The 15,586-nt window shown below is 59.8% G+C and carries 17 protein-coding genes and 1 tRNA gene; 8 read left to right on the forward strand and 10 right to left on the reverse strand.

What is annotated here, in order from left to right:
* Window positions 1–2: 2 nt before the first annotated feature.
* The gene (locus tag AB4Y31_RS00250) at window positions 3–377 is read right to left on the reverse strand and encodes a hypothetical protein (RefSeq protein WP_368672202.1); all 375 of its coding nucleotides are present in this window, start codon (window positions 375–377) and stop codon (window positions 3–5) included.
* 608 nt (window positions 378–985) lie between these two features.
* On the opposite strand from AB4Y31_RS00250, the gene AB4Y31_RS00255 reads away from it, so the two are divergent.
* Both AB4Y31_RS00255 and AB4Y31_RS00260 read left to right on the forward strand, forming a co-directional pair.
* Window positions 986–1,615 (forward strand): DUF5343 domain-containing protein, encoded by a 630-nt coding sequence (locus tag AB4Y31_RS00255; protein WP_368672203.1) that lies wholly within the window; start codon window positions 986–988, stop codon window positions 1,613–1,615.
* A 2-nt stretch (window positions 1,616–1,617) separates the two neighbouring features.
* Window positions 1,618–2,199 (forward strand): Swt1 family HEPN domain-containing protein, encoded by a 582-nt coding sequence (locus AB4Y31_RS00260; RefSeq protein WP_368672204.1) that lies wholly within the window; start codon window positions 1,618–1,620, stop codon window positions 2,197–2,199.
* A 257-nt stretch (window positions 2,200–2,456) separates the two neighbouring features.
* Here AB4Y31_RS00260 and AB4Y31_RS00265 read toward each other — a convergent pair whose 3' ends face one another.
* The 3 genes from AB4Y31_RS00265 to AB4Y31_RS00275 all read right to left on the reverse strand — a co-directional run bounded on the left by AB4Y31_RS00265 (window position 2,457) and on the right by AB4Y31_RS00275 (window position 3,531).
* A complete protein-coding gene (locus AB4Y31_RS00265) occupies window positions 2,457–2,768 on the reverse strand; it encodes a helix-turn-helix domain-containing protein (protein ID WP_368672205.1) in 312 nt (103 codons plus the stop codon).
* A 135-nt stretch (window positions 2,769–2,903) separates the two neighbouring features.
* On the reverse strand, window positions 2,904–3,080 hold the full coding sequence (locus AB4Y31_RS00270; RefSeq protein WP_368672206.1) for a hypothetical protein: 177 nt from the start codon (window positions 3,078–3,080) through the stop codon (window positions 2,904–2,906).
* Window positions 3,081–3,126: 46 nt separating this feature from the next.
* Window positions 3,127–3,531: a hypothetical protein gene (locus AB4Y31_RS00275; RefSeq protein WP_368672207.1), complete on the reverse strand. Its 405-nt coding sequence runs from the start codon at window positions 3,529–3,531 to the stop codon at window positions 3,127–3,129.
* Between the two features lie 381 nt (window positions 3,532–3,912).
* Here AB4Y31_RS00275 and AB4Y31_RS00280 point away from each other — a divergent pair, with 381 nt between their 5' ends.
* On the forward strand, window positions 3,913–4,683 hold the full coding sequence (locus AB4Y31_RS00280) for a hypothetical protein (protein ID WP_368672208.1): 771 nt from the start codon (window positions 3,913–3,915) through the stop codon (window positions 4,681–4,683).
* 187 nt (window positions 4,684–4,870) lie between these two features.
* Here the strand turns inward: AB4Y31_RS00280 and AB4Y31_RS00285 are convergent, their stop codons facing one another.
* The 3 genes from AB4Y31_RS00285 to AB4Y31_RS00295 form a co-directional block, all read right to left on the reverse strand.
* Complete coding sequence (locus AB4Y31_RS00285; protein ID WP_368672209.1) at window positions 4,871–6,676, reverse strand: tyrosine-type recombinase/integrase; 1,806 nt, start codon at window positions 6,674–6,676, stop codon at window positions 4,871–4,873.
* Between the two features lie 25 nt (window positions 6,677–6,701).
* Window positions 6,702–6,778, reverse strand: a tRNA-Pro gene (locus tag AB4Y31_RS00290).
* A gap of 148 nt (window positions 6,779–6,926) precedes the next feature.
* Entirely contained in the window at window positions 6,927–7,919 is a 993-nt protein-coding gene (locus AB4Y31_RS00295; RefSeq protein WP_368672210.1) for a polyprenyl synthetase family protein, read from the reverse strand.
* A 421-nt stretch (window positions 7,920–8,340) separates the two neighbouring features.
* On the opposite strand from AB4Y31_RS00295, the gene rplU reads away from it, so the two are divergent.
* From rplU to proB, 4 genes are all read left to right on the forward strand, one after another.
* The gene (gene rplU / locus AB4Y31_RS00300; RefSeq protein WP_018443583.1) at window positions 8,341–8,652 is read left to right on the forward strand and encodes a 50S ribosomal protein L21; all 312 of its coding nucleotides are present in this window, start codon (window positions 8,341–8,343) and stop codon (window positions 8,650–8,652) included.
* A gap of 24 nt (window positions 8,653–8,676) precedes the next feature.
* On the forward strand, window positions 8,677–8,940 hold the full coding sequence (gene rpmA / locus AB4Y31_RS00305; protein WP_368672211.1) for a 50S ribosomal protein L27: 264 nt from the start codon (window positions 8,677–8,679) through the stop codon (window positions 8,938–8,940).
* A gap of 190 nt (window positions 8,941–9,130) precedes the next feature.
* On the forward strand, window positions 9,131–10,246 hold the full coding sequence (gene cgtA / locus AB4Y31_RS00310; RefSeq protein ID WP_368672212.1) for an Obg family GTPase CgtA: 1,116 nt from the start codon (window positions 9,131–9,133) through the stop codon (window positions 10,244–10,246).
* 132 nt (window positions 10,247–10,378) lie between these two features.
* Window positions 10,379–11,497, forward strand: coding sequence for a glutamate 5-kinase (gene proB / locus AB4Y31_RS00315; RefSeq protein WP_368672213.1), 1,119 nt, complete (start codon window positions 10,379–10,381; stop codon window positions 11,495–11,497).
* A 33-nt stretch (window positions 11,498–11,530) separates the two neighbouring features.
* Here proB and AB4Y31_RS00320 read toward each other — a convergent pair whose 3' ends face one another.
* Window positions 11,531–12,109, reverse strand: a complete 579-nt coding sequence (locus tag AB4Y31_RS00320; RefSeq protein ID WP_368672214.1) for a CNP1-like family protein — start codon at window positions 12,107–12,109, stop codon at window positions 11,531–11,533.
* 85 nt (window positions 12,110–12,194) lie between these two features.
* Window positions 12,195–12,881: an RNA pyrophosphohydrolase gene (locus AB4Y31_RS00325; RefSeq protein ID WP_018439841.1), complete on the reverse strand. Its 687-nt coding sequence runs from the start codon at window positions 12,879–12,881 to the stop codon at window positions 12,195–12,197.
* 258 nt (window positions 12,882–13,139) lie between these two features.
* On the opposite strand from AB4Y31_RS00325, the gene AB4Y31_RS00330 reads away from it, so the two are divergent.
* Window positions 13,140–14,906, forward strand: coding sequence for a proline--tRNA ligase (locus AB4Y31_RS00330; protein ID WP_368672215.1), 1,767 nt, complete (start codon window positions 13,140–13,142; stop codon window positions 14,904–14,906).
* Window positions 14,907–14,952: 46 nt separating this feature from the next.
* On the opposite strand, the gene AB4Y31_RS00335 is transcribed toward AB4Y31_RS00330, so the two are convergent.
* On the reverse strand, window positions 14,953–15,504 hold the full coding sequence (locus tag AB4Y31_RS00335; protein WP_368672216.1) for a hypoxanthine-guanine phosphoribosyltransferase: 552 nt from the start codon (window positions 15,502–15,504) through the stop codon (window positions 14,953–14,955).
* Window positions 15,505–15,586: the final 82 nt, after the last annotated feature.

Genomic DNA, 15,586 nt, shown 5'->3' on the forward strand with positions numbered 1-15,586 from the left:
TATCACTGGATATAGATTGAATATGCAAGAACGCTGAATGCCAGCAGGTAGTTTCCTGTTGCCCAAGCTATGGGGTTTCCATTCTGATCTCTGTTGAAGAGAATGTCAGACCATCGGCAAATCAAAGCTATTGCGGATGCGAATACAATATATGAAAAAAAGGCGAGACAAACGGTTTCCGTCGATGCGGATGGATGATGCTTGGTCTGCATTGTCAGAATATAGACGACGCCAAAGGATAAGCCCAAAAAAGCGAGATCTAAAGGAAAGTTCAATATGGCTTTGAGTATATCGACTCGGTTCATCGAGCGTCCCGTCGCCACTTTTAGTATCAATTTGAAAACGACAAGCAAAATCGCAAAAATATAGTGCGTCATGTCCATATTCTCGTGGTACGGTGTCGACCGACGGTCGCTCAAAGTGCGATTGCTAAAATTGAGGCTGGCAAGTCGAGTCAGGAGTATAGCTTACGCTGTGCGGCGTCCCGTACCGCTTGGTAGTTCCTGCAGCCCACGCGCACAGTTGACTCCGAGCAGTCGGCTAGCCGAGGATAAATGTCTAATGCTTGATGCCGAGCAGCCACGCAAATGGCGGCCTCGGTGACGCTGCGAGCTTCCGCACTTGGCCGAACCCGGTCCGACGCGGGGTCGACAAACGTATCTGCCCCGGACCGACTTCGTCCGGCAGAAGTCGGACGCGTTCCAGCCGGTCGAGCAGTTGTCGCTCTGAGGGCCGGAATCAGACGGGGAACGGTCCATCACGCAGGAACAACTCGTCGACCGTTGCGGATGTTCAGCCATATTGCCTTGGCTGGAACTTCATCGTCCGTTTGATTGGGTGCGGCCGCACGTGTCTAAGGCATAATGTGTCAGGCTCTCATGCCCCGCAGAGTGTTTTTTAGCTACCACGACGCGGGAGGTAGTCGAGAAAGCTTGAGGGTGAGAAGCGAGACTGGAAACCAAAGAAAGTCCATTTCGGGAATACCATGGCAAAAAACTATCCGGCATTTATGAATTCCACGGGTCTGACCAAAAAGATACTGGAAAAAATCAAGGTCGCTGCAACGCCTGAACGCTTCACTCAAGACTTCTTGGCAACGGAACTTGGGTTTTCTAGTGGAAGCGCACGAGCCTTTGTTCCTCTCGCTAAGAGGTTGGGTCTTATTGCTACCGACGGAACCCCAACAGATCTGTATCGACAATTCCGGAATACGAATCAGGCGGTTTCAAAATCTGCCATGGCGAAAGCCATTAAGACTTGTTATGGCGATATATATTCGCGAAACGAGTATGCTCATAGTCTAAGTAGGCAGGATCTGGAAGGACTCGTGGTTGAAATGACTGGTCTTGAGAAAGGTAATGGCACAGTTACCGCGATCGTTGGGACATTCGAGGCAGTTAAAAGCTTTGCTGATTTTTCGACAGACAGCGAGCCTCAGCATAATAACAAAGAGGAGCCAATCGAGAATCCCCCAGCGTTGCCAAATGGCGCCGGAATCGAAGGAGTCAAGCTTGGTTTAGCGTACACAATAAATCTAGTGTTGCCGAAGACAGATGATGTTGCTGTCTTCAATGCGATTTTCAAAAGCTTGCGTGATAACCTCCTTCAGAAATAGCTATGCACGAAAAAGTGAAAGTCTTTGCCTTGTCCAATCAAATGGCCGAGCGAGCTTTGGATTCCGTTGAGAAGGAGTTAGAGCTGAATCTTGGTCGCGACTCTGTTTTCGAGGCCGAGGAAGAAGATGACGAATACTATCCGCAGTTCGATCAAGCGATTCGGCGACAGGCCAGGTTTATGGCAGTCCACTATGATTTGTTTTATTGCCTTGAAGTATCAATTCGCAGCCTGATCAAAGAGAAACTCCGAGCCGAGTTAGGCGAAGACTGGTGGTCAAAAGCAGATATTCCAGAAAACACCCTAAAAAACGTCAGAGATAACATGCAGCGTGATATTGATTCTGGGTTCACGCAGCGATCCGAAGACGAACTGGATTACACAACGTTTGGTGAACTTGCCGATATTGTCAGAAAAAACTGGGTGCATTTCGCGGACATTTTTAATAGTGAGAAAGCGTTTAATCGTGTGATGCACAGTTTGAACCTGCTTAGGGGGCCAATTGCGCACTGCAGCATGCTAGCTGAGGACGAAGTGGTCAGGCTGAGGCTAACGGTAAAAGACTGGTTTCGCTTGATGGAGTAGTAATGATAACGTCAGTGAAACAATGGGAACTGGTAGCCCCTCGCGGAACTGCGATCAATGTCGGCCATAGTCGACAAGCTCCTTCTATTTGCCGTGGGGCAGCGTCCGAAGCGAATCGGCCATTGGAATGAAAGTCTTCGGTGTTGCGTGAAAGGCAGCTCTTGGGCCGTTCCGAGACATCCAGCAATCCTGCCATTCTCATCGAATTATTGCGTTGTGCAATAGCAAACCGACCGAAAAATACAGATATCCGTAATCTACAGCTCGCGCGCAAGAGTCAGCAATATTGATCGCGTTTTCTCAGTGGCCTGTCCATAGAGCAAAATCAATTCGGCGAGCTGATCGTCCTCGGCATAAAAGTAGGCGGCGGGCACTGATAGCGCAGCAGCAAGCTGGCGGGCAAACGCATAGTCCACCTTGTGGAGACCCAGTTCGTAGCGATTGATGCGGGTGCTGGCGACAGAGGGATCAAGGCCAGCGACGATGCCGAGCTTTTTCTGCGACAGGCCCGCGCGCAGGCGGGCTTCCTTGAGCCTGCCTCCGAAAACGGTATGTCCTGCTGCAGCCATTGCGTAACCCTGTGAACTGAGTTACGAATGTCGTAGCTAGGTGATTTTTTGCATACTGCAAATATCGTAGCGTTTTAGGGGCTCGCGGCCGTGAAAATTCGCGCAAAACAGCCCATGCGCGTATGAAAATCCGCTTCAGCGCTGATCGTCGGTGGTCGAGCGGGAACTGGTGCTCCCTAGTTCGCGCAGGTTGCCGTTAGTTAGATGATCCATCTCGCGACGGACGGCCTTAATGGCGCCGACCAGCGGTGCAAAGAACAGCCTCGGGCTTTCTTTCGCTGCCTCGACGATTTCTCGCATGAGGGCATTCATGTCGATCCTTTTTGGGTGAGGGGCGGTCCACATCGTGTCGCAAGCGTCACCAGCCGCCGTGGTGAAGGTTTCCAGAAATCGATGAACACGCAGGAGTGGTAAGCCGATCAGTCATGGTGCGATGATCTTGATATAAATCCAACGTTCCATCGTCATCCCACCTGCTGAAGGGATCATATTGCCAGCTTGGCTGTGGCCTGACCGATCGCTCTCCGTCAAAGAACTGGGCGAGGAAAGGCAGCATGGGCGCAATCAGCAGGCCTACGATGGGCGCGGCTATCGCCTGCACGAAGCGGTCAGCGATAGCGGGGTTGATGTGGAAATGCGTCCAGACAACATCAAGAAAAACCTCGATCAGAACCGCTGCTGCAAACGTCAGCAGGCCCACCAGCGCACGCGTCATGAACGGAGCCCGGGTCAATCGACCATAGGAAAGTACCAGCGACTTCATATTGGTCCTCGCATGCTTTGAGTCTCTGGGTCGTCTTGCAGGAAGCTGACTTGCCACAGACATCGACTGATCTGGACGGTGTCCCCAGGCGTCGCCGTGCCGCCGATTGACACGCTACGAATATCGTAGCAATCTATCCCGATAAGAGCTACAAATAACGCAATTTTCCGATGGGAATTTGCACCGGAAGAACAAAACAGCACCTCGGGGCTAAAGAAATTGAGAAGTCAAAGTCGAAATACCTCGCCGTGACGCACTGCTCACGCGCCTGACCCTGAATCGCGCGTCAGGCTCAAGCTCCCCATCCATTTGTTGTCATCCATGCCACGGGACAGGATGCTGTCCGCCGCTGCGCATCGTTTTTTATTTCGGGGATCAACAATGAAGAAGCTTCTGCTTGCCGCGTCGCTCACGGGCGTCATTGCGCTGTCGGGCTGCGCAGTCAATACGACACCTCTCACTCGGGAACAAGTCACCGCGAAGGTGGCGGTCAAGACGGGGTATCCCGGCTGCAACGGCTGCAACATGGTTCGGACGTATGCGGCACCACAGTTTTACCGACAGCAGTTCATCAATGATCCGGATTTCCACGGCTGGCTCGATCTGAATCTGCAATTGGCCTCGACGAACTACAACACGGCCGGGCATGCACAGGCGTACCGGATCGTCGCTGGCGTGATCGTGAACGGTGGTTTCGTGAATGCATGGCGCACGAACCATCCGGAAGAGCGCTGCCCGACCGACAACGAGGTCGAGCACGGCTATCACGGCTTCCATGCGGGCCAGGGCATTGAGTTCTGGCTGGTGACGGACGATGGCACCTACGAGTCGCTAGACCACGTGTCCGACATGAACGGTGAAACGATCAAAAACCTAGAATGCTTCACCAGCACCGGTAGCGGGGCCTCGTGGACCCAGATGATTGCGTTGCCCGTTCAGGAGGTCGAGGCAGCCTATAGCCAGAATCGCCCGATCCGGATTTTCGCGGGCCGTGCGCTGACGAAATACGAACCGACGAGCGACGGCTACAAGCCGGTGACGGTCGCGCACGAGGTCCGCAAGGGTTTGATATTCGAATTCAGCCAGGATTACGTGGGCGGTTTCGTCGACGGCCTGAAGCGCCTTGGCGCCGACACGGCTGTCGCTCGTTAAGACGGATTCGTCCGGTTTTTACAACCATTAAATGATGCCGGGTTCGGCCAACGCAGCGTGGCCGAACCATTTTTTCAAGGACGGCGATGCGAGCCGGCGTGTTGAGTGGCGCCGTATCGGCCGGGGCTGATGCACTGACACACGCCGACGCGGGCGCTTACGTGGTAAAGGGGTGCTCAGGCATGGGTTAAGGTCGAGGTGTTGCCGTGATCCTAGGCCATTCAAGACTGTCTAGTGCCTCGCGCATGGTCTTGGGGCTTGCTGCCTTGGTGTAGTCCACTCGACCGCTAGAGCCGTGCGCGGCGTGGCCCGTGATTGAGTCAGCCGTTTCGGTGCCGATTCCCTTGTCGGCCAGCGCCCCGCGTATCCAATGACGGAATTTGTGCGATCCGTGAAGGCGACCAGTCGGCAACCCGAGGGAGCGCCTAAGCTCCAGGAACCATCTACCCAAGGTGTCGCCCGGTGCGGTTGCTCGGCCCCTCAATGACGGGAACGCACCGCCCGTACTACCCGCGATCCTCTCATGCCACGCGGAGAACCATGGGTCCGCCAGCAGGTGAGAAGCTAGCGCGACGATACGCTCCGATTCGTCGGTCTTGACAGTCCCGGCCTCAGCGGTGATACGAACGGTTTTGATGCTGTGGCGAGTTTGGAAGTCCTCGCGACGTAATTGCGCTATCTCACCTATGCGAGCCCCGGTATGCAGAAGCAGCAGCACGGCTGCTCGACCATCTTCGGGGGTTACGTTTTCCCAGTGGTGTACCTGCTCCATTCGGTCGGAGAACAGGGGTGCCCCGAACAATACCTCCAGTTCGTTATCGGTCCATCCTTCGCGTTTCTTCGCGCCCTTGGTCTTATCGAACGAGACCGTGAACTGGTTGCGGTCGAGGATGCCGTCCTTTACCGCGGTGTTCACTAAAGCATTTACGGACGTGTAGTGATTGTGAGCGGTCTTGGCCCCGAAGCCCCGCGCCTTGCTGTCCAACAGGAACTTGACGAAGGCTGCTCCGGTCGCTCGCGTCAGATCGCTCAAGGGGACTGTGCCGCACGCTTCCTCGAATAACTCTAGCGCCTTCCGGGTGCGCTTTACAGGGTTGTCTGTCTCGGCATACCCGTTCCACTGCTGCCAGGATGGCACCATGTCCCGAACGGTTTTGGGTGCTTCCCGAGTCTTCTTTGCGGGTTCGTCGTCGGGAGTGAGTCCCTTGGGGATGACGGGGGCAGGCGGCGTATCTACGGGTTCACCATGGCTTCTTTGTGCCACTGCATCCATGGCCCTAACCAGAGTTCGCGTGATGCGCTGAAGTGCCAGCCGACCCTCGGGCGTGTCCCATTCCACGCGAATAGACAGGGGATCACAAACGAAGTCTACGTACTCACGGGTGGCCGAGAAGTCTCCCCGAGCTAATGCTGCCTTCCAAGCCCGGGCCTGTTCTTGGTCAAACCGTTGCGCTGCTACGGCCTGCTCCTGGGTCAGGAAATCCCCCGTTTGATCCCATGTCTCCACAGCGGTATTGGAGCGTTGGCCTCTGTAGGCGCCAACCAATAGCGGAGTGACACGGGTTTGTTCATCCAGCGCCAAGACCAGGTTTTGTACGGCCTGGGCGATGTAAGCCTCTAGCTCTTCTGACAGCGGGACGAATGGCGCGGGACGCGTACTGTCCTCCAGCGCCTGAAATCGGACTCGGTGTTCGGCTATCAGCCGGTGTGCGATGGTGATCGCTTCAGCGCGGTTGCGGGTCTTGAGGCTGGCTCTATAAGCATCGGTCGCCAGCTTGCCGCTACGCGTGCGAGGAAACAGGTGCCGAAGGTGCTTGGGGATGCCGATACGGAGTTGATAGATACCGCTTTGGGGATGCGGTTCCAGTCCTGGGGGCAGTGTCGGCATGTCGTCCATCCGCATATTTTGACACGCGAATTGACAAGGTAGATTGACGATGCCGGAAAAGACAAAGGCCCGTAAGTCATTGACTGATTTGGTTTCCCAATTCAATCAGCTACTTACGAGCCTTAAATTCTGGTCGGGGTGAGAGGATTCGAACCTCCGGCCTCTACGTCCCGAACGTAGCGCTCTACCAGGCTAAGCTACACCCCGAAATTTGACGCTCGAAGCGAACGTTCGGCGACAATGGAAGCCGCATATTCGTCGAGCAAGACCGCTATTCTAACAGCGTTTCCGCGTGAAGGGAATGACCGTATCGAGAAATCGCTGACGGCGGGCAAACCGGCACCGCTTCGCCAGCCTACGATTGCCGTGCCGTCGAATACGCGCACAGCTCCAGCAGGCTTTCCTTGTAGACGGATTCGGGGAACGAGACGATCGCCGCCGCAGCGGCCTGCGCCTCGCGTCGCGCGCACTCGAGCGTGTGATCGAGCGCGCCCGAGCGCGTAATTGCCTCGTAGATCGTTTCGAACCGATCCGTGCCGCCCTGCTCGATCGCTTGCCGGGCAAGCGCCGACTGCTCGGACGTGCCGCGCTCGATCAAATAGATGAGCGGCAGCGTCGGTTTGCCTTCGCGCAGGTCGTCGCCGGCGTTCTTCCCCATCGATTCGGCCGTGCCCGTGTAATCGAGCCAGTCGTCCATGATCTGGAACGCCGTGCCGATGCGTCGGCCGAACTCGGCCGCCGCCGCCTCCGTGGTCGCATCCGCGCCCGCCAGCACCGCGCCGAGCTGCGCCGCCGCCTCGAAGAGCTTCGCCGTCTTGTAGCGGATCACCTGCATATAGCGGCCTTCGTCCACATCGGCATCGTGCATGTTGAGCAGCTGGAGCACCTCCCCTTCGGAGATGATGTTCGTCGCCTCCGACAGAATCTCCATGATGCGCATCTTGCCGACGCTCACCATCATCTGGAACGAGCGCGAGTAGAGAAAATCGCCGACGAGCACGCTCGCCGCGTTGCCGAAGAGCGCGTTGGCCGTCTTGCGGCCGCGCCGCAGGTCCGACTCGTCGACGACATCGTCGTGCAGCAGCGTGGCCGTATGAATGAACTCGACGACGGCCGCGAGCTCGTGCCGATGGGCCGTGGTATCGCCGAGCGCGCGCGCCACGAGCAGAAGCAGCGCCGGCCGCAGCCGCTTGCCGCCCGCTCCGATGATGTATTCGGAGATCTGATTGATCAGCATCACCTCCGAGGCCAAACGTTGCCGAATGACGCGATTGACCTGCTCCATGTCCTCCGTGATGGGGGCGAGCAGGTTGGCGGCGCTGGGAGAAGAGGTGGCAGTCGACGACATGATGAAGAAATAGGGTAGTGCCGCGGATTATAAAGGCTTCTCACCGGGTCCGAGGGATCGCCGGATGATGCTGGCGCCGTGAAACCGGTGCCGGCCGAACTGCTCGCATTGGCTTCGGCACGAAGTCCATGCGGACAGCGCGGGGGCGAAACGGTGTGAAGAATCGCCGCGACGGAACATTGCTTCGAAATTCGGGGGCGTATCGACACTCGCCGCGTAGTCGACGGATAGCCAGCAAGTTTTTGACCGAGCAGCTAAGCCTATGTATAATCACGCGTTTCCCATGCACGGTGCATGGGGCGCCGCCCGTCGGGTGCAGCATCGTCTTCCGATCGGAGCATCAGGCTGCGGAGTCTGGAAGCGGATTCGCGAAGCTCGAGGAAGCGAAGATGCGGCGGCAGACAACAGAGTGAGGTTCTCAATGTACGCGGTCATAAAAACCGGTGGCAAGCAATACAAGGTTGCCGTCGGCGAAAAATTGAAAGTAGAACAGATACCGGCAGACATTGACGCTGAAATCACGCTCGACCAGGTTCTCGCAGTGGGCGAAGGCGAATCGATTCAATTCGGTACGCCGCTGGTCAGTGGGGCTTCCGTCAAAGCTACCGTCGTATCCCACGGTCGGCATCCCAAAGTGACGATCTTCAAGATGCGTCGCCGGAAGCACTACCAGAAGCACGCTGGCCACCGCCAGAACTACACCGAACTGCGCATCGACGCGATCAACGCGTAAGCGCACGGGTCAAGGAGCAATCAGATGGCACACAAAAAGGCAGGCGGGTCTTCCCGCAACGGCCGCGACTCCGAGTCGAAACGCCTCGGCGTGAAGGTCTACGGCGGCCAGGCGATCAACGCGGGCGGCATCATCGTGCGTCAGCGCGGCACGCGCATGCACGCCGGCGAGAACGTCGGCATGGGCAAGGACCATACGCTGTTCGCGCTCGTCGACGGTCACGTCAAGTTCACGACGAAAGGCGTCGACAAGAAGCACACGGTCGTAGTCATCCCCGCCGCGGCCTGAAGTCCGATTCGGCACGGGTGCGACAACCGAAAGAAGGGCCCCGCGTAGTTGGCGGGGCCTTTTTCATTGCCGGGGCCGCTGTGCTTTGCGCCGTGCGAAAGCGTACGCGGAAGCACGCGCGCCGAGGGCGTATCGTGGCGGTCATGCGCCGGGCGCGGCAAAATAGCGGAAATATGGGACGGAGCGACACATGAAGTTCATTGACGAAGCGCGGATCGAAGTAATCGCCGGCGACGGCGGCGACGGCAGCGCGTCGATGCGCCGCGAAAAGTTCGTTCCGTTCGGTGGGCCGGACGGCGGCGACGGCGGCCGTGGCGGCAGCGTCTATGCCGTTGCGGATCGCAACATCAATACGCTGATCGACTACCGCTATGCGAAAAAGCATCAGGCCCGCAACGGCGAAAACGGCCGCGGTTCCGATTGCTACGGCAAGGGCGGCGACGATATCGTCCTGCGCATGCCCGTCGGCACGGTGATCGCGGATCTCGACACGGGCGAACTGATCGCCGATCTGACGGAGCATGAGCAGACCGTGCTGCTCGCAAAGGGCGGCGCGGGTGGCCTTGGCAACCTGCATTTCAAATCGAGCACGAACCGCGCGCCGCGCCAGAAGACGGACGGCAAGCCCGGCGAGCGTCGCATGCTGCGTCTCGAATTGAAGGTGCTGGCCGATGTGGGCTTGCTCGGCATGCCGAACGCCGGCAAATCGACGTTCATTTCGTCGGTCTCGAATGCGAAGCCGAAAATCGCCGACTATCCGTTCACGACCCTCGCGCCGAACCTCGGCGTCGTGCGCGTCGGCCCCAGTAAAAGCTTCGTCATAGCCGATATTCCGGGCCTGATCGAAGGGGCGGCCGAAGGTGCCGGACTCGGGCATCAGTTCCTGCGGCACTTGCAGCGCACGGGCCTGCTGCTGCATCTCGTCGACCTTGCTCCGTTCGACGAGAGTGTCGATCCTGTCGCCGAAGCAAAGGCGATTGTCGGCGAGCTGCGCAAGTACGACGAGGCGCTTTACCGCAAGCCGCGCTGGCTCGTGCTGAACAAGCTCGACATGGTGTCTGAGGACGAGCGCGAGGCGCGCGTGGCCGACTTCGTCAAGCGCTTCGAATGGCACGGGCCCGTTTTCGAGATCTCGGCGCTGACTGGCCTTGGCTGCGAGAATCTTTGCTACGCCGTCTATGACTATCTTGCCGAGCATTCGGACGCGCATCGCGCCGAACAGGCGGAGGACCTGGCCGCCGACGTGCGCTTTCGCGAAGCCGCGGCGCCAGGTTCGCCAAGCGACGCGCCGCCGCCGCGGGCGTGATACGCCCTGCGCGGTCTCGCCTGCCGGAAGCGGCCGGCAAGAAAGCGGTCAGTTGCTACGTTGTCTTGCGCTCGCCGTTACAGCGCGGGGCGGCTCAAGCGCCAAAGGGTCAATCAAGGAGACTTTTGCACGATGCGCTCTGTCATCGCGGATTCGAAACGCCTGGTCGTGAAAGTGGGGTCCAGTCTCGTGACGAACGACGGCCGCGGGCTGGATCAAGCCGCGATCGGCCGCTGGGCGCTCCAGATCGCGAAGCTACGCGATGAGGGAAAGGAGGTCGTGCTCGTGAGCTCGGGCGCGATCGCCGAGGGAATGCAGCGGCTCGGCTGGGTCAAGCGTCCGCGCGAAATCGACGAGCTGCAAGCCGCGGCCGCCGTCGGGCAGATGGGGCTCGCGCAAGTCTATGAAAGCCGCTTCGCCGAGCATGGCATCCGCACCGCCCAGATCCTGCTCACGCATGCGGATCTGGCCGACCGCGAGCGCTATCTCAACGCTCGCTCGACGCTGCTGACTCTGCTGTCGCTGGGCGTGGTGCCGATCATCAACGAAAACGACACCGTCGTCACCGACGAAATCAAGTTCGGCGACAACGACACCCTCGGCGCGCTCGTCGCGAACCTCATCGAAGGCGACGCGCTCATCATTCTCACCGATCAGCAGGGGCTTTTTACGGGCGATCCGCGCAAGCATCCGGGCGCGGAACTCGTCCGGGAGGCCGATGCGGGTGCGCCCGAGCTCGAGGCGATGGCGGGCGGCGCAGGCACGAGCATCGGCCGCGGCGGCATGCTCACGAAGATCCTCGCGGCCAAGCGCGCGGCCGGCAGCGGCGCCAATACGGTGATCGCAAGCGGACGCGCGCCCGATGTGCTCGTGCGGCTCGCGGCGGGCGAGGCAATCGGCACGCAGCTCATCGCGCGTACGGCGCGGCTCGCGGCGCGCAAGCAGTGGATGGCCGATCATCTGCAGGTGCGCGGCCATGTCGTCATCGACGATGGCGCCGTGGAAAAGCTCACCGCCGGCGGCAAGAGCTTGCTGCCGATCGGCGTCGTCGATGTCCACGGGCAGTTCGCGCGCGGCGAGGTCATCGCCTGCCTGAGCGTCGCCGGCCGCGAGGTGGCCCGCGGGCTCACGAACTACAGCAGCGCCGAAGCGAAGCTGATTCATCGTAAGCCGAGCGGCGAGATCGAAGCGGTCCTCGGCTACATGCTCGAACCCGAGCTGATTCACCGCGACAATCTCGTCCTCGTCTGACGGGCGCCGCCGCGAGCGCGGCGGCAAGCCCGCTCAGTGAATCGCCGACGACAGCGTGCGGCCGAGGCGAAGGTTGTTGACGATCGTCTTGGTCGGCGCGGCCGGCATCTTGTTGTCGCAGAAATAATCTTGGTAAAGCGCGGCCTGATAGGCATTCAGGTTGCCGTTCTCGATCCGCGTCCAGCTCGTCGCGACGTCGCGATCCCAGCCGTCGTGATCGGCGTTCAGTCCGGCGTATTGCCGCCATTCGTAGGTATCGCAGCGGATGCCCTGGTAATTGACGTTGCGCGCGCCCGACGGGCTCGTCACGACGACCGTGTACCGCACGACGCCGTCCGAGCCGACATCGACCGATTTCGCATCGACGGCGAACTTGAGCGGCGTGTTCTGCGAGACGTCGAATGGGAGCAGATTCGATTGCTGCGGCAGCGGTGGCAGTTGATCGACCTTGTTTTCGGTCCAGTTGCCCTGGCGATCGAGCAGATAGGTGAAGACGCTGTCGTCCTTGTTCGCGTTCGGCGTGGGGTTGGCGGGCGTATGCGAGCAGCCGGCGAGGAGCGCGCCAGCGGCTGCGCAAACGAGGCTTGCCGCCGCGAGAGTCGTTGCTTTCAATTGATGTCCTCGAGAAACGGGCGCGATATTCGGAGAACCGAATGATAGCGTCCGTTCGCGGCGTTCAGTGATGATCGGCCCTTCGTCACTCGGGCAAGATGAGAATCGTCGACGTTTCCGAGCAGGGTGCCTCGGGCGGGCTGGCCCCTTCTTCCGCGACCGGGACGATCGTGCCCGCGGCCGATGCATGCTCCTCGCGCTCCGCCTCGGGCGGGCACGGTGCGCAGGGAGACCGACGGCCGTAACGCGAGCCGACGCCTTCACGGTGCCCGTGCCCGTTCTGTCCGTGGCGCGGCGCGGGGCGGCGCAGATACCTCGACAGCTCGGTCAGAGCCAATTGATAAACATCCCGCTTGAACTCGATCACACAATCGAGCGGCACCCAGTAATCGTTCCAACGCCAGGCATCGAACTCCGGGTGATCGGTGGCACGCAGGCAGATGTCGCAATCGCGACCCAGCATCCGCAGCAAGAACCAAATCTGTTTCTGGCCGCGATAGTGCCCACGTACTTCGCGCTTGATGAACTTGTCCGGCACCTCGTAACGCAGCCAGTCGCGCGTGCGACCGATGATCTTGACATGCTCGGGAAGCAAGCCGGTTTCCTCGTGTAACTCCCGATACATCGCTTGCAGAGGGGTCTCTCCGTACTTGATGCCCCCTTGCGGAAACTGCCAGGAATGTTCACGTAGCCGCTTGCCCCAAAACACCTCGTTGTGCGCGTTCAAGAGGATGATGCCGACGTTCGGGCGAAAGCCTTCGCGATCCAGCATACAACCACCTTCGAATCCTTTAAAATTGTCTTGATTATAAACAGATAACGAGCCTTTGGCACCGGCATCCGGAAGGACCGGTCGGCGTCGCCGCACGGCTCGCGCGTGGCGCGGCGGGCGGTTTGTCCGACGAATGGTTGCGGCACCTGAAGTACGGTGCGGCGCCTTCCTCGGGAAAAACCGCCGCGAACGCCCGAGTCCGCTCGTTCCCTCTTTCGGCCGCCCCTTCCGGGGCGGCTGCTTTTGGAAAATCCTTCAATGAAAGCGTCCCGTTTTTTTATCGGCACCCTCAAGGAAGCGCCCGCCGACGCCGAAGTCGTCAGTCACAAGCTAATGGTGCGCGCCGGCATGATCCGGCGCGTCGCCGGCGGCATCTACTCCTATTTGCCGGTCGGGTTGCGCTCGATACGCAAGGTCGAAGCCATCGTACGCGAAGAAATGAATCGGGCGGGGGCGCTCGAAGTTTTGATGCCGGCCGTGCAGCCGGCGGAGCTCTGGCAGGAGTCGGGACGCTGGACCCAGTACGGTCCCGAGCTGCTGCGCTTCAAGGACCGCAAGGAAAGCGACTTCGTGATGGGACCGACGCACGAGGAAGTCGTGACCGACATCGCGCGCAATCAGATCAAGAGCTACCGGCAACTGCCGGTGAACTTCTATCAGATTCAGACGAAGTTCCGCGACGAGATCCGTCCTCGGTTCGGCGTGATGCGCGGCCGCGAGTTCACGATGAAAGATGCGTACTCGTTCGACAAGGACCAGGCAGGCCTCGAAGAGTCGTACCGCAAGATGTTCGACGCCTACGTGCGCATCTTCACGCGAATCGGGCTCGAGTTTCGCGCCGTGACGGCCGATAGCGGCGCGATCGGGGGCAATCGCTCGCAAGAATTCCACGTCATCGCGGCGACGGGCGAGGACGATATCGCCTACTGCCCGAACTCGGATTTCGCCGCCAACGTCGAGGCTGCCGAGGCGTTGCCGCTCATCGCCGAGCGTGCGGCCCCGCGCGAGCCCATGAAGAAGACGGCGACGCCGGGCAAGGCCAAGTGCGAGGCCGTTGCGGAATACTTGAATATTCCGCTCGAGCGGACGATCAAGTCGATCGTGCTCGCGACCGATAACGAAGGCGCCGAGCCGACGATCTGGCTGCTGATGCTGCGCGGCGATCACGAGCTCAACGAGGTGAAGACGGGCAAGCTGCCGGGCCTCGCGAACTTCCGCTTCGCAACGGAACAGGAAATCGTCGAGTGGTTCGGCACGCCGCCCGGGTATCTCGGGCCGATCGGCACGAAAAAGCCTGTCCAGGTCATCGCCGACCGCACCGTTGCGCGCATGAGCGATTTTGTCGTCGGATCGAACGAGGTCGACTATCACACCACGGGCGTGAACTGGGGGCGCGATTTGCCCGAGCCGACCGTCGCCGATATCCGCAACGTGCGGCCGGGCGACCCATCGCCGGACGGCAAGGGCACGCTCGACATCTGCCGCGGCATCGAAGTCGGCCACGTTTTCCAGCTCGGCACGAAGTACTCCGATGCGATGGGCGCAACGTTCCTCGACGAAACGGGCAAGCCGCAGTCGATGATGATGGGCTGCTACGGCATCGGCATCACGCGCATTCTCGGCGCCGCGATCGAGCAAAACTACGATGAGCGCGGCATCATCTGGCCCGAAGCGATCGCGCCTTTCGAGATCGTCCTCTGCCCGATGGGCTACGATCGCAGCGACGCCGTACGCGAAGCAGCCGACAAACTCTATGCGCAACTCGTGGAAGCCGGCGTCGACGTGATCCTCGACGATCGCGGCGAGCGGCCCGGCGTCATGTTCGCCGACTGGGAGCTGATCGGCGTTCCGCATCGGCTCGTTATCGGCGATCGCGGCTTGAAGGATGGCAAGATCGAGTATCAGGGCCGCCGCGACACCGAGCCGACGCTCGTGCCGACCGGCGAAGCGGCCGCGTTCGCCCGTGCGCGGATTCAGGAAGGACTCGAGGGTGGAGTAGCGGCGAATCGGCCGGTCGAGGTCTAATCCCTCATCCAGCAGCAAGGCGTGCGCCCGCGCGGGGCGCTCGCCGTTACAGATCGTCCGTCAGCGCGCGGATCGCCGGCAGATTGCGCCAGTAACCCTTCGCATCCATGCCGCAGCCGAACACATAGCGATCGGGCACCTCGAAGCCCCTGAAGTCGGGATAGAGCGGCTTTTTCTTGTTGAGCTGTTTCTCGCAGAGCACCGCCGAGAGGAAGCGCTTCGCTCCCATCGCGAGGATCCGATCGCGGATGGCCGCCATCGTCTCGCCTTCATCGAGAATGTCGTCGAGCACGAGCACGATGCGGTCTTTGACCGATTCGGCCGGCGCCACGCGCCACTGCATTTCCTTGCTGCCTTGCGTGCTGTTGCGGTAGCGCGTCAGATGGATGTAGTCGAACTCGAGCGGGAAGTCGAGGCGCGGCAGCAGCATGCCCGTGAACACGGCCGCCCCGCCCATCACGGAGAGCAGGAGCGGGAAGGCTTCGCTCATCTCCGCGCGGATAGCTTGCGCCATACGCGAAATCGACGCCTCGACATCGGCGGCCGATACGATTTCTTCCGATTGGCGGAAGATCTGGAGGGCTTCTTCTCGATTCATGGTCATGAGCGGGCAGTGACAATATATATAGTGTGATAGCGCTGCGGCTGGCTCGGCGCAAGGAAAGAACGACAACTAAGCG

The organism is Trinickia sp. EG282A (genome assembly GCF_040965455.1).
Taxonomy (GTDB): domain Bacteria; phylum Pseudomonadota; class Gammaproteobacteria; order Burkholderiales; family Burkholderiaceae; genus Trinickia; species Trinickia symbiotica.